Below are 17789 nucleotides of genomic sequence, written 5' to 3' on the forward strand. Positions count from 1 at the left end.
GGAGGGGGCTTGCTCCCGATGTCGGTGGGTCAGTCATAGATGTGTTTGCTGACACTCCCTCATCGGGAGCAAGCCCCCTCCCACATTGGTTCTACAGAGGCAGGTGCATATGGGTTGTTTGCCAGATCGGGTCGGCCTCGACATCCACCACTTCGAACCCCTGCCGCCGCCAGAAATCAATCGCGCCGGGCAGAAACGGATGGGTGTGCAAGTACATCACCTCCACGCCATTCGCCCGCGCCAGCGCCTCCAGCGAGCGGTACAACTGGCCCGCCAGGCCCAGGCGGCGCACTGCCGGGAGCACATACAGGCGCACCACTTCCACCGTCTTGCGCCCCTGGTAGTTCAACTGTGGGAAGCGGCCGTCGTAGGGCCGATAAGCCACCGAGGCAACTATCCGGCCTTCGGCACGGGCAATCAAAAACCGCCCGCCGCCCTCAAGGTAGATGGCTTCAAACTGCGCCAGATCGTGAGGAACACCGGTGGCACTGAGCGACGGAAACAGTTCATCACGCGCCTGCAAAGCGAAGCTCAGCACCTGGGGAATGTCAGCGGCCTGCACCGCCTCGATACTAACGCTCATCGCCAAGGATCCGACCCGCTATCCACTGGCGAGCGTAAGCCAACACGCGATCGGCCATCGCCACCTGAAAATGAATAAACCCATGGGCCGCTTCCGGCAGTAGATGGGCCTCAACCGCCGCCCATCGCTCGGCGATAAGCAGGGTGTCATCCTTGAGCGGGTCCAATTCGCCCACGAACATCAGCGCTGGCGGCAGCCCCTCAAAGTCCCCATACAAAGGGGACAACGGCGGCTGCCGGCGCGTCTGGTCGCTGATCCCCGGCGTTAGAAGGCGCAGCGCCTGGACCATGCCCGGACCGTCCAGCAACAAGGTGCCCGGCCCGGCCGTGCGCACACTGGGCGTGCCGGTCAAATCGTAGACGCCGTAATACAACACCGCGCCGCTTACCCGCTGGAGTAACTCGGGCCATTGCTTGAGCGCCAACAAGGTGGCCGCCGCCAGATGCCCGCCGGCCGATTCACCGACGAAAAACACCGGCAGGCCGGCAAACTCCGGGCAATCCGCCAGGAGCCAGCGCGCAGCCGTCAGGCAGTCGTCCAGCAACCCTTCGATCGGCGTATCCACCGCCAGCCGATAATCCACCGACACCACCGCCACATCGCAAGCGTTGACCATGCCGAGGTTAAGGTCGTCATTCATTTGCGCATTGCCGATCACCCAGCCACCGCCGTGGATATCCAGCACCACGCCTTTGAGCTTGCCACTGGGGCGCAAGATGCGCACGGGCACCGTGCCCAGCCTTTTCAGCTCAACCACGGGCGCCTTCTTGAACGTCTGGCTGGCGCGTAGCAGTGCCTGGATCATGCGCGGCGTCACGCGGTTGCGGACTTTAAAGCGCGGCATCCACGCCAGTTTCTGATTGAAGCGGCGCATCTGGGCCAGTTCGGGCTCGCTGGCGGGCCAATGCTGGTAAGCCATCAGCGATTATTACGCAGGATCGAGAAGTTCAACGCCGCGGCCACGCACAGCCACGCCAGATACGGGAACAGGATCAGCCCGGTAATCAAATCCAGGCGCACGGCCAGCACCACCATCGCTGCCACGGTGAGCCACAAGAGCACGATAATCACCATCCCGGCGAACAACCGATGGGCCCCGAAGAACACCGGCGTCCACAGCGTGTTCAATGCAATCTGCGCCGCCCACAAGGCCAACACCATTTCGCTGCCGGGGATCAGGGTCAAGCGGTAACCGGCCCAGGCCAACAGCAGGTAGATGATCGTCCATGCCACCGGGAACAGCCAATTGGGCGGGGTAAAGTTGGGCTTGACCAGGGATTCGTACCAGGCACCGGGTTTGAAGATCACACCGGTACTGGCGGCGGCGGCGCAGGCGAGCAGGAAGATGAAAAAGGTCATGGTCGGTCCTTGAGGTCCTGTGGATGGAAAAACAATGCACTGCTTTGAGTGACTCAAGCAACCGCGGATAAATTCAATGGGAGCAGCAAAATACCCGCTCTTCTGCGCGTCATGAAAATTGGTTATGGTCGGCAACATCCAGCATCGTTGCCCGAGACGCCCCCTTGCCCCAGCTTGCCGATCACCGCAGCAGCCCCTGGTCAGTGTTCCTGATCTTCCTGCGCCTGGGCCTCACCTCCTTCGGCGGGCCGATTGCGCACCTGGGCTATTTTCGCCAAGAGTTCGTCACCCGCCGCCGCTGGCTCAGCGAGCGCAGCTATGCCGAACTGGTCGCCCTGTGCCAATTCCTGCCCGGCCCGGCCAGCAGCCAGGTCGGTATCGCGTTGGGCCTGTCCCGCGCGGGTTACCGGGGCGCGGCGGCAGCCTGGGCCGGGTTCACCTTGCCGTCGGCCATCGCCCTGATCCTGTTTGCCCTGGGGCTGGCCCACTACGGCGGCGCCCTCCCCCATGGCGCGCTGCACGGCCTCAAGGTCGTCGCCGTAGCGGTGGTGGCCCAGGCCGTATGGGGCATGGCACGCAACCTGTGCCGAGGCGTTTTACGGGTGGCGTTGATGTTGATCGCCGCCTGCGTGGTGCTGCTGCAACCCTCCGCCTGGGCTCAAGTCGGGGTCATGGTGGTCGCAGGCGTGGCCGGCCTGTTGCTGTTCAAGCCCGAGAGCAGTGCCGAGCCCGACGCGCTGCCCATCGCCATCAGCCGCCGTGCCGGAGCCCTGTGGTTGATGCTGTTTTTGCTGCTGCTTATAGGCTTGCCACTCCTCTCCGCATGGGCGCTCAACCCCACGCTGGCGCTGGTGGACGCCTTCTACCGCAGCGGCGCGCTGGTATTCGGCGGCGGCCACGTAGTGTTGCCGCTACTGCAAGCCGAAGTGGTGCCCAGCCACTGGGTCAGCAACGATGTATTCCTCGCCGGTTACGGCGCCACCCAGGCTATGCCCGGCCCGCTGTTCACCTTCGCCGCCTTCCTCGGCGCCTCCATGACCCACGCCCCGAGCGGTTGGCTTGGCGGGGTGATCGCGCTGCTGGTGATCTTCGCCCCCTCGTTTCTACTGATCTTCGGCGCCTTGCCCTTCTGGGCCAACCTGCGCAAAAGCCCGCGCACCCAGGCGGCGCTGGCCGGGGTGAACGCGGCGGTGGTTGGCCTGTTGTTGGCGGCGCTGTACCAACCGGTGTGGACCAGCGCGATTTTCAATGTGTATGACGTGGCGTTGGCGCTACTCGCACTGGTCGCGTTGATGGTGTGGAAGCTGCCGCCATGGCTGGTAGTAATAGGTTGCGGCGTACTCGGGGGGTTACTGTAGGAGCGAGCTTGCTCGCGAAAAACTCACAGGCGCCGCGTTTAATCTGAAGGCACGCGTTATCGTTAACGATTTTCGCGAGCAAGCTCGCTCCTACAGCATTGGGGCTAAGCCCGGCTCGACAATCTCGAGCCACGGCCAACGCGCTTGATAACTCCTGGCCTTGTGCAAAAACAGCTCCGGCTCCGGATGCAAGGGGTTGATACGCAAGACACCCTGCTTCACATCCTCCAAGCCATAAGGCGCGTACACCTCGCCCGAGGCAATATCCAGCGCAATACACGTGCCCGCCACCAGGTAACGGTCCACCCCTTGCCGGGCCGAATGCAACTGCGGGTAAGGCCGGCCAAACCGCTGCCCATACCAAAGGTGCACCCGCGCCTGATTCCTGACCTCCACATTCACCCCCAAGTCTTGGAATAGCACCTGCGCCGCACGAATTACCGCGTCTTCCGCCTCGTAGGACAGGTCCTCGTCAAAGTAAAAAACGTCATAGTCCTTCACGCCCTGAGCAGCCGGCAGATTCGCCTGATGGTTCCACACCGCCTGGAACAGGCAGCCCGCCGTGAGCATGCACTGCTGCACACCCAGATCCGGCAGGCGCGCGGTGATTTGCGCATTGATAGGGTTGGCCATGGCCAATTCGAGCAAGGTGTCGACAGTCAATGTCATGTTCAGTCCTCCATCGTCAGCGCCAACCATAACACCGGAATATGGCACTTCTGTAGGAGCGAGCTTGCTCGCGAAAAACCCAAACGATAACGCAGCGCCTGAAGGCAAAATCCGATTTCCACACCGCGCCTTGCTCCATTGCCTACGCGTGCGTCAGAATCCGCCGGCTTGTGCGCTGGGGTGGCCGTCTCTAAGGTGGCTCGGTCGCTGAATTGTTCAGTGATTCGGGTTTAGTAGCCTGAGCTTGGGTATCTATTAGTGCATGAGTTTCATCAGTCAGACAGTGCGTCTGTGCTTGATGGTGGCTGTGCGCAGGGCGTCTTCGGGCGCGCCGGCTTTAGATGTCCACCGGTCTACTAACCTGCGTACAGCTGCCACCCACTGTTTAGTAGCGGAAAGGTGGTGGCATCACTCAGGATGTCTACTCATGTCAAAAGCAAATTCAAGTGCCCTCTTCAACGTTGCCCCCAACGCCAGCAACGAAAGCCTCATCACCAACAGCTACGAAACCTTCACCAGCGTCAGCACCCTCCTGCTCGACCTGTCCGAAGACCTCAACGGCAAACACCGCGACATCGCCCTCGCCATACACCAACTGAGCGAACTGGGCGTACTGCTTACCGCCAGACTCCTCGACCGCGAAGCGCCCTGCCCTGGGTGATGATTAGCCCTTTAATTCAATAGCTCGATAACTCGTCGCGTCGTTGTAAGCCACGTACAACGACTCGGCGAGTTGGCGCTTGATGGCTTTGGTGGATTCAGCCTCGGCACAAAGCCCTCTGCGATGAGGAGAGCGGCGACTGCTTTCGGCCCAGAGTGTGTAAATACTTAGCAGGAACGTTCGGCACTGAGGTAAAGCTAGTCTGTAGATCTCAAACCGAAGGGATGCCCTCGAATGACGGGATCTTCTAGAACCAGTGTTCGTGCATTTTCGAAAGAAATACAGGGGTAATCGGCAGACTGGATGCTGAACCGATGACCGAGTCGATCCCGCACTTCGGACACAGAGCGGTGCTATCTAGATCAACCCACTCAGTGATTTCAGAGGGCGAAAACACACCTAAGCAGTAAAAACAGCCACAGTGATCGCTTGCCTCAATTTGAGTACGGTGATTTGTAGAAAATTGGTGCGCTGAAATCACATCCATAGGCAGATCCTTAAGCTCCAAATTTACTAGCATTACTTTCTTGCATCAGAGTACATCAAGAGTCTTCCAACGTTGCTCCGATTGCCCAAAGTGATAACGCAGGATTGCCTATGAAACGTTTCATCCAAGGTGACTATCGCGGACAAAGCACTCTGCTTCCCGAAAGCCTTGACGATTAAGTCAGTGATACCAATGCGGTCCGCGTAGTCGACGTCTCTGTCGACGAGCGGGCCGGTTAGCGACGGTCTAACTTCGACCGTCGCTATGCATGGTCAAACCTCAGTCTGTTCCGCCATCTCCAGGGCGTCATCGACCTCAATCCCCAGGTATCGAACAGTGCTCTCCAGCTTCGTATGGCCGAGCAGCAACTGAACCGCCCGCAGGTTCTTCGTCCTGCGATAGATCAGTGATGCCTTCGTACGTCTCATTGTGTGTGTGCCATACATGGCTGGATCAAGGCCCACGGCTTTCACCCAGCCTTTGACGATACGAGCGTATTGACGAGTAGATAGATGGTCTGAAGTATGCAGCCGGCTAGGAAAAAGGTAGTCCTCGCTGCGTAGCTGGGCCCGATGTATCCAGGCCCAGAGAGCAGATCGTGTTTGATCAGTGATCTCAAACTGCACAGGCCGTTGCGTCTTCTGCTGCATCACCATGGTTCGTGATGATAAGTGCTCGCCATGAGCAACGTCGCGCACGCGGAGCTTGGTTAAGTCGCAGGCTCGAAGCTTGCTGTCGATGGCCAGATCGAAGAGAGCCAGATCTCGGGTTCTTTCCGCAATTTGAAGCCTTACTCGGATGGCCCAGATATCTCTCAGTCGGAGTGGGGTTTTCTGCCCGACCAGTTTTCCTTTGTTCCAGGGCTGACGTCTGCAGGTAGCGATGATGTTCATGACAAGTCCTCCACGTGTGGAAGGACAAGGATGGCTAATCGGAGCAACGTTAGCTAACCGGCCAAAAGCGTACGCTCAAGACTTGTCAGTCTTTCGGCCAGAAGCAGATCTTTGCAAATCTCCATCTGTGGTACGAATCAGCCTCTTCGATATCTGCAGTAAGTAAGGAAGATGGCAGTGGCGCTTGGATCAGTCACTCTTGGCTCTCGGACCTGCCAAGAGTGATTACATATTCTCGCCCTGACTGTTTGAATGGTTTTTAAAGTTCCTTTACGTATCCCAGATGCAAAGCTGAAAGCTGTTTTTCATCAAAGCGGAAACTGTCGGCCTGCTGTTTAATATACTGGGCCGCGTGCTCAATGAAGCGCTGGACGCGCCGAGGCATGTCAGGCTGATGGGCATGATAAAGAAAGATCGCGTATCGCTCGCTGATGCTACTGCAGAACAGAGGAACTAGTTCACCGCTGCGCAGATAGGGAGCGGCGATGATGCCATCGATCATGCCTATCCCCATGCCTGCCAAAGCGGCTTGCAATTCGGTACCTACGTCATTGGTACAGAACGAGACATGGACAGGCTCGTACTCGGCGATGCCATCGACGTTGAATTCCCAAGGAATGACCCGACCGGTATTCGGCCTACGACTGCCAATGCACTCATGGTTGACCAGATCCATGCGCGTGGCAGGAACGCCGTGTTGATCCAGATAGTCTGGAGAGGCACAGGCGATCAGTTGGAGTCGCATCAGTTCCCTCACCACGAGCTGCCCTTCGGGGGAGAAACCTGATCTGAAGCCCACATCAATGCCGGCACTCACGATATCTGTGTATCGATCCTCCGCCACCAGATCGAATTCAACATCTGGATGTGCCTGCTGAAAGCTCTTGATGAGTGGCAGCATGAGGTTCTTACATAAGCTCAATGGTGCTGTCAGACGAATGAGCCCCTGGTCAGACGCAGTGGCTTGTCGGGTCTGTTCCCATGCCGATGCCAGTGCCGCAACCCCGCCTCGGGTTCGTTCGAGGAAGGTGCGCCCCTCTTCGGTCAGGCTTGAGCTGCGCCGCGAACGCCGGAACAGCGGCAATCCTAACTCTGCTTCCAGCTGACGAACGGCCTTGCTGACGGCTTGAGGGGTTATACCCAGCACTGCGGCGGCTTTGTAAAAACTGCCCAGGTCGGCGGATTTGATGAAGATTTCGATAGCTCGAAGACGATCCATAGGCAACTCTTGGTTGTTTATAAATAAGCAGTTTACCCATTATTTGGTTGGTCATTGACGGGTAGGGTGTAACGCACCTTTTCCAACAACGGAGATTCTTCGTATGAGCCAATCAAATATCGCAGGCAAAGTTGTCATCATTACCGGAGCCAGCAGCGGTTTGGGCGAGGCTACAGCTCGCCTCCTGGCTCGTGCGGGTGCACAGGTTGTTCTGGGTGCTCGCCGACTGGAACGCCTTGATCAAATAGTCGCAGAGATTGCTGCTGAGGGTGGCCAAGCCATCGCGGTGCAAACGGATGTGACGCGTCGAGAGGATCTGGAAGCGTTGGCAGCCGCCGGCGTCGAGAAGTTCGGCCGAATCGATGTGCTGGTTAATAACGCCGGCACCATGCCGCTGGCGCCGATCAACAAGCTCAGGGTTGATGAATGGGATCGCATGATCGACATCAACATCAAAGGCGTGCTCTATGGTATCGCGGCCGTACTGCCACGCTTCGAGGCTCAGAACAGCGGGCATATCATCAATATTTCGTCGGTAGCCGGCATCAAGGTCTTTGCACCCATCGGCAGTGTCTACAGCGCCACCAAGTTCGCTGTGCGGGCTATCGCTGAAGGCTTGCGCAGCGAGATTGGCCATAACATCCGCTCGACAATCATCTCTCCCGGCGCGGTTGAGTCTGAGCTCAAGCACCACACCTGCGATAGCGATACTGCGGAGGTGGTGAAAGGCTTCTATCAGGCCAACCAGATTTCCTCCGATTCAGTCGCCCGCGCCATCGCCTATGCCATCGAACAACCCCAGGACGTGGACATCAACGAAATCGTGATTCGTCCAACAGTCCAAGAATTTTGATGAGGACTGAGATCATGACTGCGCAAGTAATACCTCGAGTTTTGGCAACCACTCAAATAGACGGTTTGAAGCTGAAGAACCATCTTGCTGTTGCCCCCATGACCCGCGTCACTGCCACTGAGCATGGCAAAATCACTGCGGCGATGCATGAGTACTACCTGCGCTTCGCACAGGGTGGTTTCGGTCTGATTACTACCGAAGGGCTTTATACCGACAGGAATTACTCCCAGGGATACGCATTCCAGCCTGGCTTGGCTGACGACGAACAAGCGCACGCCTGGGTGGCTACCGTGCAGGCGGTTCAGGCCAGGGGCAGCCGTTTCTTCGCTCAGATAATGCACTCGGGCGCGCTCAGCCAGAGTAATCGTTTTCGCACCGAAACCGTCGCGCCTTCGGCGATCAAGCCAAAGGGTCAGCAACTGAGTTTCTACTACGGCAAGGGCGATTACGCCGAACCGAAAGAATTGAGCGAGCAGCAAATCGCTGAAATCGTCGAGGGCTTCGTCAGCTCAGCGATTCGCGCTGTACGCATATCGGGCTTCGACGGCGTCGAGATTCACGGTGCCAACGGCTATTTGCTCGATCAGTTCCTAAGCTACGAGACCAACAAACGCACCGATCGCTGGGGTGGAAATACCCAGAGGCGGGTCTCGCTGCTGGCGGAAATCGTAGAGAAGGTCAAAAAGGAAATCGGTCAGTTAGCTCGGGTCGGCATCCGGATCTCACAAGGCAAGGTGAACGATTTCACCAGTAAGTGGCCGGGCGGCGAAGCTGACGCGCAGATCATTTTCAGTGCTCTTGCGCAAGCAGGCGCAGACTTCATCCATGTCACTGAATACGATGCTTCAAAGCCAGCCTTCCCCGAAGGCCAGGATACCCTGGTGTCGCTCGCGCACCGTTACGCCCCTGGCGTTTCGATCATTGCCAATGGCGGCCTGGAAGATCTTGAGAGTGCCGGCAAGGTGCTGGATGCAGGCGCGAGCGTTTTAGCCATTGGCAAAGCAGCCCTGGCTAACCCAGACCTGCCAAACCGATTGGAAGCTCAGCTTGAAATGCGTCCGTTCAACGGTGATGTGCTCCAGCCGATTGCCAGCGTTAAGGAAAGCGAGCTTACCATCGAGCTGGCCGGCCCACGTAAAACACTTCGCCTGAAGATTCCCCAGTGGCAAGGTGGTGACAATCCGCCAACCGGGTTCGGTGCAGAGCTACTAGCCTTCCTGGCACCGGCCAGTACCAGCCCTCTGATCGAGATTCCCGTAAAGCCCTACACCGGGCAGAAGACGGTGATTCAGGATGGCGTAGCCCATCGTGAAGCGATCATGGAGCAGCTCCAGGCAACAACTGAAGTACTTAATGAGCATCGCCCAGACCGCGTAGTGGTATTTGGAGGCGACTGCCTGGTCGACCAAGCCCCGTTCGCTTACCTCAACGAACGGTACGACGGCCAACTCGCTATCCTCTGGATAGATGCACACCCGGATATCAAAAACCCGAAAGAGTATTGCAACGCCCACACGATGGTAATGGCCAACCTGCTCGGTGAAGGAGACGCAACGCTGGCAGCTCAAGTAAAGGTGCACATTGATCCGAAGAAGGTGATGTTTGCAGGGCTGCGGCAGGATGGTCTGACCCGCCAGGAAGCTGAATTCATCGAACGCCACAGTCTGAGTGTTGCAACACCAGAAGCGCTGATCTCGTCCAGTGAAAGCGTACTGGAGTGGATCCGTCTCAACGAAATCAAGCATCTGGCCATCCACTTTGACCTGGATGTTCTGAACCCGACTGAGTTTCGCTCGGTGTTCTTCGGTGAGCCCAACCCGGCGAGCGATCCTTATGAGGCTTTTCCAGCAGGGAAAATGAGCGCGGCCCAAGTGGTGCGATTGATCAACGATGTGTCCAGTGCGACTGATGTAGTTGGTTTAGGTATCACCGAGCATCTGCCGTGGGATGCCATCACGCTTAAGGACATGCTGGCTGACATCCCGATTCTCTCGTAAATCACTTGTCCCGTATGAGCCTACTGCACCTGCACGTGCTAATACGGGGTCGCCTCATGCCGGCCAGAGCACTTACTAGTCGGAAGGAGGCGAGACCGGGGGTAAATGGGAGGATTTATTTCTCCCTGCTTTGATGTCCGCCTTTGGCCGTTTTATGCCTCTCGCCAGGGGCAGCAATCGGCCAAAAGCAGCCGAGCGGCGTACTGTATGGGTGCGGAAAATTTCTTTGAGGGAAAACCCTCATTGCTGGGCCTGCGTCACGCTATTAGCATTGATTTCGGCAATCGGCCCATTCGTAGGAGAAAACCATGACTACCTTGCAGAGTGACGACAAGCGCCCCACTCCGGATCAGGCAGAGGACAATGCCTTTTTCCCCTCTCCATACTCGCTAAGCCAATTTACCTCGCCAAAATCTGATTTGAGTGACGCGGATTACCCTAATCCTTACCAAGGTGGCCGCTGGAAAATATTGCTGATCGGCGCCGACGAGCGCTATTTACTGACCGACAACGGCACCATGTTTTCCACCGGTAATCACCCGGTCGAGACGTTGCTACCCATGTACCACCTCGACAAAGCCGGTTTCGCGTTCGACGTTGCGACCCTGTCAGGCAATCCGGTGAAGTTTGAGTTCTGGGCCATGCCTTCCGAAGATACCGAGGTAAAGAATTTCTACGCCAAATACCGCGAACAGTTCAAAAAACCCTTGAAGCTTTCCGATGTGGTCGAAAAGGCACTGGGCGAGGATTCGGATTACATCGGGGTTTTCATACCCGGCGGACACGGCGCGCTGATTGGATTGCCGGAGAGTGCCGACGTGAAAGCGGCTTTGCATTGGGCAATCACCAACGACAAATTTGTGATTTCCCTATGTCACGGCCCAGCAGCAATGCTCGCGGCGGGTATTGGAGAGTCGAGGGATTCCTACATTTTCAACGGCTACAAGATCTGCGCATTTCCAGACAGTCTCGACGCAAAAACGCCCGACATCGGTTATATGCCTGGGCATTTGACCTGGAAATTTGGTGAGCAATTGAAAGCCCTGGGAGTTGAGATCGTCAACCAGGATATTTCAGGTGCAACGCTCCAAGACCGCAAGTTGCTGACTGGCGACAGCCCACTGGCAGGCAATAATCTGGGCAAGTTGGCAGTTGAAGCATTGTTGAAAGAGGTCGCATCGGAGTGAGCGACGGGTCGGCAGAAACAGCGATGCGAGCTGCTCTGGAGATAGAGACGGCGCGCACACTTGAATCAATCAAGAAAGCCGTCAGGGGTTTTGCCACGCCCTACGGCTATGATCGATTCGTGTTGTTTTCTGCATCGCCGGCAAGTGAAGAAGTGGTTGAGCATATCTACTGGGTTGAAGGCGATTGGTTCGATAACGGTCGATCGGTGGATGCAGAGACTTATGTTCGACATTGTCCGGTGACTCGCCACCTTCTGAATGCTCGGCAATCCTTCTTCTGGCAGAAAGAGCAGGTCAATGGAGAAGAGCGCTACCGGGTGATTCGTTCTCCAGGTGACCCAGGGATTCAGGGGTTGCAGGTACCCGTTTTCGGCCCGCAGGGGCTTGAGGGCGCGATGAGCTTGGGGGGTGAGCCGGTGGATGGAAGCGCGCGGGTTCGCTTGGGACTAAGCTTGGTTGCGACGGCCGCTTTTTTCGCAGCTAGGCGGTTGCTTGAGGCTCCACTGGACGAAGCGTTACAAAGCCTTTCCCCGCGAGAGCGTGAAGTCATGGAATGGACGGCTGCCGGAAGACGGCAAGCGGATATTGCAGCTACTCTCGGTTTGTCGGAGCGTACGGTTGAAAATCACCTCCGCTCAGCGCGCCGACGTCTGGGCGTGACAACGACAGCACAAGCCATCAGGATGGCCATCCGAAACGGCGATATCGATGGTTAAGGACGCGGCGAGATGGAGTGGTGGAACGTTTGGACCTCCGAGTAATTTCCTCAATGGGCTGATCTAAATGTCGGCTATTGGCCGATTTCTGCCGGCCATCGCTACCCAGTTAGCTGGTCACATACCCTCAAATGACTGGTCAAGTCCATGCAATTACGCAGTGTAAACCCGGCAAGCTCCCCTTTGCACATGCAGGGCATACTGAGCAAATGTGAGCGGTCGTGAATCCACAGAAGTCCCAAAAAAACGCCAATGGAGTAGCAATGAAAAAAGCGGTGGAAGCAAAGGAAAAATATGAGTTTTGTGTACTGGACGCCTACCTTGCACCGTATCTAGGCGAGGGCGATGCGAGCATTCGCTATGGAGCCTTCATCATCGCGAACGTTGAAACGCCGACCGGGAACAATAAAAGCGCCACCCTTTCCTTCAACCACTACGCAGTTGTCTCCGAGCTAAAGGGCTGCGGACTGGGCGGCCTTGGGTCTCTGCTGTTCGCTCGACACATCGCCAGCGTCTTCCCAAACGTCACAGTGCTTGAATTTGATTTGTTTCGCCAAAACCCACAAGACGACCCTATTGCGCTACGCGATGCGCGGGAGCAGCTTTTCTTATCGTTGGGCGCGACGTGCTCGTACAAGAGAATCCCTCAGCCTGGTCCACCTCAATGGATTGTGTCGGTTAGATGGGATAAGCAAAACTGGGATCACCCGCAACGTTTGGCTGAGCTTGAAAAGAGCTTTTACACCCGATATGAGCAGATATTGGACAGGGCTGCGAAGAGGATTGAGAAGAGAGAGAGGCGGTATAAGAAGGCAAGATCCTGCGGGCTATTGAAATGGGTTAAGGCAAGGGTAAAAGGGGGAAGGGTGTGAGGGCGGCGCCCGCTACGTCGAGGCTAGATGCAAACGGTCAAACTCCAGAAAAAACTAGTGATAGCGAATTTATGTTTCTGGTCTAAAGAAGCCGTTCACGATAGGCGGCTTCTGGCCGAAAGCAGGCCTCCGACCAACCTGATACCCAGAGTTAAACCACCGGTATCTGATACACAACCGACTCATATTTTTCCGACATCCGCCTCTCAATGACAACTCCCCCCAAAGTTTCGGCAATACGCCGACTCGCACGATTCTGCGTCGCAACAGGGTAGATAAAGTGCTTTGCCGCAAACCGTTTGTTAGCCCACTGAACAACCGCCTGCACCGCTTCACCACCAAACCCCTGCCCATGTTTATCTTCACGGATCCAGATACCCAACTCCGGCGTTTCACTGCCGGTATGGTGCAGCCCGACCAAGCCGGTAAAACGGGCATTCACCCGCTCCCTGACCGTGAACACGATGTCGCTACCATCCGCTATCGCAGGCAGCCACTGCCCCCAGACTTGCGCGTACTCTTCCAGCGAGGCAGGCGGTTCCCAGGACATGTAGCGAGTCAGAGTAGGCGTGATACAAAGGAAGGACTCAACAGCGTCGTGCTCGCAGAAGGGCTCGATGCTAAGGCGTTGCGAAAGAATGCGGATTGGGTGGGTGTCCACTGGCATTGCAATTTCCTTCCTGGGGTCCGTTACTCCATGTATGCCGTGAACATATCATGCGGGTCGCTTCATCAGTATCAGGCTCTCTATACTGGCCCCCCAGGATGGTAGTTGGAGCACACAATATGCCCGTTGCACCCAATCAAAACTCCCCCATCATTTTGGTCCCCGCTCAACATAGCGACTTGGATAATCTGGTAGCCATTCGAATCGAGGCAATGCGCGAAAGTCTGGAGCGTGTTGGGCGATTTGATCCGGTCCGTGCGCGGGAGCGGTTTCTTGGCGGCTTTGAAGCTCGCGACACACGCTATATCGAGGCAGCTGGAGAGCGGGTGGGTTTCGTAGTGGTCAAACATCACCGCAATGAACTCTTGCTCGACCACTTGTATGTCAGGCCGAGCGCGCAAGGGTCAGGGGTAGGGTCCGCTGTTCTCACTCAGGTTTTCAAAGAGGCGGATGCGGCTGCGCTGCCTATTAAAGTGGGGGCTCTCAAAGAAAGCGCTTCGAATCGCTTTTATACCCGCCATGGCTTCCAGCTCATCGAAAGCAGTGAATTCGACAATTATTATGTTCGTCAGCCTATTCCGGCGATTGGCGCTCATTCCGGAACCATGGGCTGACTTGTACTAGCCCTTCAGTTCACCAGCCCGATTGCTCGCCGCGTCGTCATACGCCACGTACAACGACTCTGCAATTTGGCTTTTGATCGCCTTGGTGGCCTCCAGCCCCAGCACAAAGCCCTCGGCTTTACCGCCAGCACGGTTAAGTTCTTCATGGGTGGAGGCGCCAGTAATAGCGTCAAGAAGCTTGGCGGCGTGGGGGCCGACGCCTTTGGGGAGGGAGATCTGGTCGATGGACATTATCGCTACCTTGAAGAATGGAGTTCGGGAGCGAGTGGAACCACTGCCGGGGCTGGCATGGTAGACCTGTTTGCCATGAAAGGGGTCGCTTTACGCGCAGCGGCGCTATTCTTTGCGGCTACGCAGTGAGGTGGGGGGCCATTGGTAAATCTGGAGGGGCTTATGGATTATTGCGTTGAGGGCTACTGCCTTCGGCCATTGTGCCGCGACGATTTCGAGAGGATCAGCCGTTACGAAAGCGTCAACCGCAGGCATCTGCAACCCTGGGAGCCGCTCAGGGATGAGGAATACTTCACCACTGGCAACGCCAAGGCCAGGGTCGAGCAGCAGGTAAACAATATGCAGGCTGGCAACGCTCTGTGTTTCCTCTTGCTTGAACCCGAAAGCGGAGAGGTTCTAGCGCGGTGTAACTATACGAACATTGTGAGGGGCGTTTTTCAGGCCTGTCATCTCGGCTTTTCGTTGGCGGAATCTGCCCAGGGCCGTGGCCTGATGAAAAGAACACTTCAGGTCACTAACCGTCATTGCTTTGAGCAGTTGGGGCTTCATCGGATCATGGCCAATCATCTGCCCCGCAATGTGCGAAGTGAACGCCTTCTGGAGTCGCTGGGGTTTGAAAAGGAAGGTTATGCGCGAGCCTATCTGAAGATTGCTGGCGTTTGGGAGGACCATACGTTGAGATCGTTGATCAACCCTGAAGAATAAGCGCACCACCCACCCTACTCAGGAAAAAGCTGATGTCTACCGAGCCCCTCTGCCTGGTTTTTGTCCCCGCCCTTGCCGCCGTGCTGACGGCCGCCGAAGCGAAAAAAGGCGCCCCCCTAAACGAAGTCGAAGTCTGCGATCTCCGCGACCAGGCCACTTGCATTGCGGTAACCTTCTCCACCGCGCTGGCGATGGAACAAGAACGGGGTTACCCGGATATCGTTGCCGAGGATTGCTGGAATGAATGGCAACGGTTGCGTCCCTCGCTTCAATCGCGCCCGCTCTGATCAGCATAGGTATCTACACAACTCTGTAGCGCTCAGCGGTAACCACGATGCGAAGCGAGCCGCTGTTGATCTTGATCTGCTTTTGATCTTGATCTTAGGCGCCCCGTTAAACCACGCTGGCCGAACGCAGGCTTGAATTCGTGGGTAACCCGGCAGGACGCCGGGTTAGCCGCCCCGCGCCATGGATGGCGCGTGGCGGCGGCCCACGGATTCAAGCCTGTGTTCGGGCACACCGAGCCTAAGCGAGGTGCCGAGTGGTGGGGCAAGAGCGTTTTGCTTACTTTTGGGCTTTTCAAAAGTGAGCCGCTGTCAGAGCGGAACCCTAGGTGGCCGTTACCGCAGGAATGGATATGTACTCGGTATCACGGTGTCGAATGTAAGGCCGTCTTCGCAGGCAAGCCAGCTCCCACAATTGATCGTGGGGTGTCAGGTAGATTGGCGTCGGCTGTCAGGCCGTCTTCGCAGCGATGCGGCGACCCGACAAGCCAGCTCCCACATTTGGATTTCGGAGCGTCAGATGGACATGCATCGGCTGTCAGGCCGTCACGGGAGCAAGCTCCCTCGCCACAGATTTAGCGTCGTGCCGAAGTTGTGTAGATACCTATGCTCTGATCAGCCTCTCGCCTGCCCCCCCCAACCCACTCCCAGAATTCACGGATTTCCCTTATGCCGCCTGCCTCACGCGACCACGCCCGTATCGAACGCCGTCTCATTGCAGCCCTGACCGACGCCTGCGAGATCGCAAAGGCGGAAATCCCGGGCTTCGACTGGTTGACCCACACAGTCGACTACCGCGCCTTCCCCCAAAGCCTGCGGGTGATCTGGGTATTCGACAGCCTTGCGAGTAAGGCTCAAGCCCTCGCAACCGGGGCAGACGCCCGTATGCGCGAGCTGACCACCGCCGCGCTGGATGACTCTGACGTGCACGTCCCGAACATCGCCCGCTGCGTCAGTTTCGACTCCGAAGAGGAATGCCACCTTCGGCATGGCGGCGATTGGCGTCGGCGGCTGGCTACTCTCCGAGCGATCTGAATCGCGCCACGGGTTGTTGAGCAAGGGGAACATCGCTACCCCACCTTGCACGTCAACCAAGCCCCCCAGAAAAGGCTGCTGAAGAAACGGGTCGCGTCGCCGAAGCCGGCGTCGTGCAACAGCTTCTGAACCGCGGCCTCGGAATGGGGCGGGTCAGCGCCTTGAAGGATTTTGCCGAGCTTGGCCTTTACTTCGTCCGAGCTGGCGCCATGCTGACGCCACCGTTGCCCCCACGCCGCCAGCAGCAACGGCTGGCTGGCATACGCATAATGATTGCCCGCGACGATCAGCGGTGCCCCCGGTTTCAGGTGCGCCCGAATCGATCGCAGTATCCGGTCCTTGGCGTCGTCACCCTCCAGATGGTGGAGCACACCGATCAAGGTGGCGGCGTCGTATGACGCGTCTGCTGGCAGGTCTTCGAGCTGCCCGAGATGCAGGGTGGTTCTATCAAGCAAGTGGTTGGCTTCCAACTGCTGCCTTGCCGCGTCCAGCATCGGCTGGGAGGGATCAACCGCCATAAAACGCCAGCCCGGTTCAAGGCTGGCCATGGCGATGATCTCTTGCGCCGTACCGCCAGCGCCGACCACAAGTACCTTGGCCGAAGGGGTATCGCCAAGGCTTGCCGCCAGCATGCACGCTGCCAGGTCCTGGCACGCGTCATAGCCCGCCAATGCGATACGGCTTTGTCGTGCGTACTCGTTGGCTCTTGAGGTATCGAATTTGTCAGCAGGGTTGGGTGAGGATGAGTTCAAGGCGGTTCTCCGTGGCCTTGACGCAAATTACGTTAACCGTGGCAGCAAGAAAAATTCATTAATGTTATGTGCTGCATTCCCATGGGGAATGCGGGGGCGTGCGAGTGGAGGGGTTGCAGGATCGTACAAGCCTCTGACCTGTCGCCCGGATAGTCTGGCCTTCTCACCGACAGGAAGGCTCAGCATGACTCACCTACAGCAACCCGCCCAACCGATAAACCTCGCGCACAAAGCCTCGCTCATCGACCAACAATGGAGCCCAAGAGTGGTTGCCGAAATGAACGACTACCAGTTCAAGGTGGTGCGCATCGAGGGCGAGTTCATCTGGCATTCGCACCCCGAAACCGATGAAGCCTTCCTGGTGCTCGAAGGCACGCTGCGTATCGACCTGCCGGGTGGCCCGGTGTATGTGAAGCCGGGTGAGTTGTATGTGGTGCCGCGTGGCATTGAGCACAGGACCGCCGCCGAAGGAGAAGCCAGGCTGATGATGATCGAGCCAAGGGGCATCTTGAACACCGGACACGAAGGCGGAGAGCGGACGGCAGTCAACGATCAGTGGATTTGAGCGCAGGCGTACGCTGCTTAGCGCTGTACAACCCTTAACCAAAACCCATAAGATGAGAAGAGTTATCATTTAA

At 57.2% G+C, this 17789-nt stretch carries 21 protein-coding genes and 2 pseudogenes; 14 read left to right on the top strand and 9 right to left on the bottom strand.

Annotated elements, in window-relative coordinates; all coding sequences use genetic code 11:
* Positions 1-91: 91 nt before the first annotated feature.
* The 3 genes from E4O98_RS12935 to E4O98_RS12945 are packed head-to-tail and all read right to left on the bottom strand — an operon-like array spanning position 92 to position 1942.
* Entirely contained in the window at positions 92-583 is a 492-nt protein-coding gene (locus E4O98_RS12935; RefSeq protein WP_228308731.1) for a GNAT family N-acetyltransferase, read from the bottom strand.
* Complete coding sequence (locus tag E4O98_RS12940) at positions 573-1502, bottom strand: alpha/beta hydrolase (RefSeq protein WP_228308732.1); 930 nt, start codon at positions 1500-1502, stop codon at positions 573-575. The genes E4O98_RS12935 and E4O98_RS12940 overlap by 11 nt, the downstream gene beginning before the upstream one ends.
* Positions 1502-1942 (bottom strand): TspO/MBR family protein, encoded by a 441-nt coding sequence (locus tag E4O98_RS12945; RefSeq protein WP_248135366.1) that lies wholly within the window; start codon positions 1940-1942, stop codon positions 1502-1504. Before E4O98_RS12945 ends, E4O98_RS12940 begins: the two co-directional genes overlap by 1 nt.
* A 164-nt stretch (positions 1943-2106) precedes the next feature.
* Here E4O98_RS12945 and chrA point away from each other — a divergent pair, with 164 nt between their 5' ends.
* Entirely contained in the window at positions 2107-3300 is a 1194-nt protein-coding gene (chrA, locus tag E4O98_RS12950) for a chromate efflux transporter (RefSeq protein ID WP_248135369.1), read from the top strand.
* A gap of 90 nt (positions 3301-3390) precedes the next feature.
* On the opposite strand, the gene E4O98_RS12955 is transcribed toward chrA, so the two are convergent.
* A complete protein-coding gene (locus tag E4O98_RS12955) occupies positions 3391-3969 on the bottom strand; it encodes a nucleotidyltransferase family protein (protein ID WP_103733772.1) in 579 nt (192 codons plus the stop codon).
* Between the two features lie 427 nt (positions 3970-4396).
* Between E4O98_RS12955 and E4O98_RS12960 the strand changes: the two genes are divergently transcribed.
* Both E4O98_RS12960 and E4O98_RS12965 read left to right on the top strand, forming a co-directional pair.
* The gene (locus tag E4O98_RS12960) at positions 4397-4630 is read left to right on the top strand and encodes a DUF6124 family protein (protein WP_248135371.1); all 234 of its coding nucleotides are present in this window, start codon (positions 4397-4399) and stop codon (positions 4628-4630) included.
* A 597-nt stretch (positions 4631-5227) separates the two neighbouring features.
* Positions 5228-5293, top strand: a pseudogene (locus tag E4O98_RS12965) (hypothetical protein); the annotation flags it as partial.
* Between the two features lie 96 nt (positions 5294-5389).
* On the opposite strand, the gene E4O98_RS12970 reads toward E4O98_RS12965, so the two are convergent.
* Both E4O98_RS12970 and E4O98_RS12975 read right to left on the bottom strand, forming a co-directional pair.
* Positions 5390-6010, bottom strand: a complete 621-nt coding sequence (locus E4O98_RS12970) for a tyrosine-type recombinase/integrase (RefSeq protein ID WP_032880221.1) — start codon at positions 6008-6010, stop codon at positions 5390-5392.
* A 259-nt stretch (positions 6011-6269) separates the two neighbouring features.
* Positions 6270-7229: a LysR family transcriptional regulator gene (locus E4O98_RS12975; RefSeq protein WP_032880219.1), complete on the bottom strand. Its 960-nt coding sequence runs from the start codon at positions 7227-7229 to the stop codon at positions 6270-6272.
* A 103-nt stretch (positions 7230-7332) separates the two neighbouring features.
* Between E4O98_RS12975 and E4O98_RS12980 the strand changes: the two genes are divergently transcribed.
* The 6 genes and pseudogenes from E4O98_RS12980 to E4O98_RS13005 all read left to right on the top strand — a co-directional run bounded on the left by E4O98_RS12980 (position 7333) and on the right by E4O98_RS13005 (position 12854).
* On the top strand, positions 7333-8082 hold the full coding sequence (locus E4O98_RS12980; RefSeq protein WP_032880218.1) for an SDR family oxidoreductase: 750 nt from the start codon (positions 7333-7335) through the stop codon (positions 8080-8082).
* Positions 8083-8096: 14 nt separating this feature from the next.
* Positions 8097-9194, top strand: a pseudogene (locus E4O98_RS12985) (NADH:flavin oxidoreductase); the annotation flags it as partial.
* Positions 9195-9365: 171 nt separating this feature from the next.
* Positions 9366-10079 carry an arginase family protein gene (locus E4O98_RS12990; protein WP_323134844.1) on the top strand — a complete coding sequence of 238 codons (714 nt, stop codon included), beginning with the start codon at positions 9366-9368 and terminating at the stop codon, positions 10077-10079.
* 308 nt (positions 10080-10387) lie between these two features.
* Positions 10388-11266, top strand: a complete 879-nt coding sequence (hchA, locus tag E4O98_RS12995; RefSeq protein ID WP_248092206.1) for a glyoxalase III HchA — start codon at positions 10388-10390, stop codon at positions 11264-11266.
* Positions 11263-11982, top strand: a complete 720-nt coding sequence (locus E4O98_RS13000; protein ID WP_248092203.1) for a PA1136 family autoinducer-binding transcriptional regulator — start codon at positions 11263-11265, stop codon at positions 11980-11982. The genes hchA and E4O98_RS13000 overlap by 4 nt, the downstream gene beginning before the upstream one ends.
* A gap of 263 nt (positions 11983-12245) precedes the next feature.
* The gene (locus tag E4O98_RS13005; protein ID WP_248092200.1) at positions 12246-12854 is read left to right on the top strand and encodes a hypothetical protein; all 609 of its coding nucleotides are present in this window, start codon (positions 12246-12248) and stop codon (positions 12852-12854) included.
* A 151-nt stretch (positions 12855-13005) separates the two neighbouring features.
* Here the strand turns inward: E4O98_RS13005 and E4O98_RS13010 are convergent, their stop codons facing one another.
* Entirely contained in the window at positions 13006-13521 is a 516-nt protein-coding gene (locus tag E4O98_RS13010; protein WP_248135373.1) for a GNAT family N-acetyltransferase, read from the bottom strand.
* A 119-nt stretch (positions 13522-13640) separates the two neighbouring features.
* On the opposite strand from E4O98_RS13010, the gene E4O98_RS13015 reads away from it, so the two are divergent.
* Positions 13641-14135: a GNAT family N-acetyltransferase gene (locus E4O98_RS13015; protein ID WP_248135376.1), complete on the top strand. Its 495-nt coding sequence runs from the start codon at positions 13641-13643 to the stop codon at positions 14133-14135.
* Between the two features lie 6 nt (positions 14136-14141).
* Here E4O98_RS13015 and E4O98_RS13020 read toward each other — a convergent pair whose 3' ends face one another.
* The gene (locus E4O98_RS13020; RefSeq protein WP_003192651.1) at positions 14142-14375 is read right to left on the bottom strand and encodes a hypothetical protein; all 234 of its coding nucleotides are present in this window, start codon (positions 14373-14375) and stop codon (positions 14142-14144) included.
* 162 nt (positions 14376-14537) lie between these two features.
* Here E4O98_RS13020 and E4O98_RS13025 point away from each other — a divergent pair, with 162 nt between their 5' ends.
* The 3 genes from E4O98_RS13025 (at position 14538) to E4O98_RS13035 (ending at position 16399) form a co-directional block, all read left to right on the top strand.
* A complete protein-coding gene (locus tag E4O98_RS13025; protein ID WP_248135378.1) occupies positions 14538-15080 on the top strand; it encodes a GNAT family N-acetyltransferase in 543 nt (180 codons plus the stop codon).
* Positions 15081-15112: 32 nt separating this feature from the next.
* Entirely contained in the window at positions 15113-15367 is a 255-nt protein-coding gene (locus E4O98_RS13030; RefSeq protein WP_248135381.1) for a hypothetical protein, read from the top strand.
* 666 nt (positions 15368-16033) lie between these two features.
* Positions 16034-16399 (top strand): hypothetical protein, encoded by a 366-nt coding sequence (locus tag E4O98_RS13035; protein WP_248135384.1) that lies wholly within the window; start codon positions 16034-16036, stop codon positions 16397-16399.
* Positions 16400-16434: 35 nt separating this feature from the next.
* Here E4O98_RS13035 and E4O98_RS13040 read toward each other — a convergent pair whose 3' ends face one another.
* On the bottom strand, positions 16435-17151 hold the full coding sequence (locus tag E4O98_RS13040) for a class I SAM-dependent methyltransferase (protein ID WP_223019129.1): 717 nt from the start codon (positions 17149-17151) through the stop codon (positions 16435-16437).
* Between the two features lie 184 nt (positions 17152-17335).
* On the opposite strand from E4O98_RS13040, the gene E4O98_RS13045 reads away from it, so the two are divergent.
* Positions 17336-17716 (top strand): cupin domain-containing protein, encoded by a 381-nt coding sequence (locus tag E4O98_RS13045; protein ID WP_032880206.1) that lies wholly within the window; start codon positions 17336-17338, stop codon positions 17714-17716.
* Positions 17717-17789 lie beyond the last annotated feature (73 nt).

This window comes from Pseudomonas sp. W2Jun17 (assembly GCF_023127795.1).
Taxonomy (GTDB): Bacteria; Pseudomonadota; Gammaproteobacteria; order Pseudomonadales; family Pseudomonadaceae; genus Aquipseudomonas; species Aquipseudomonas synxantha_A.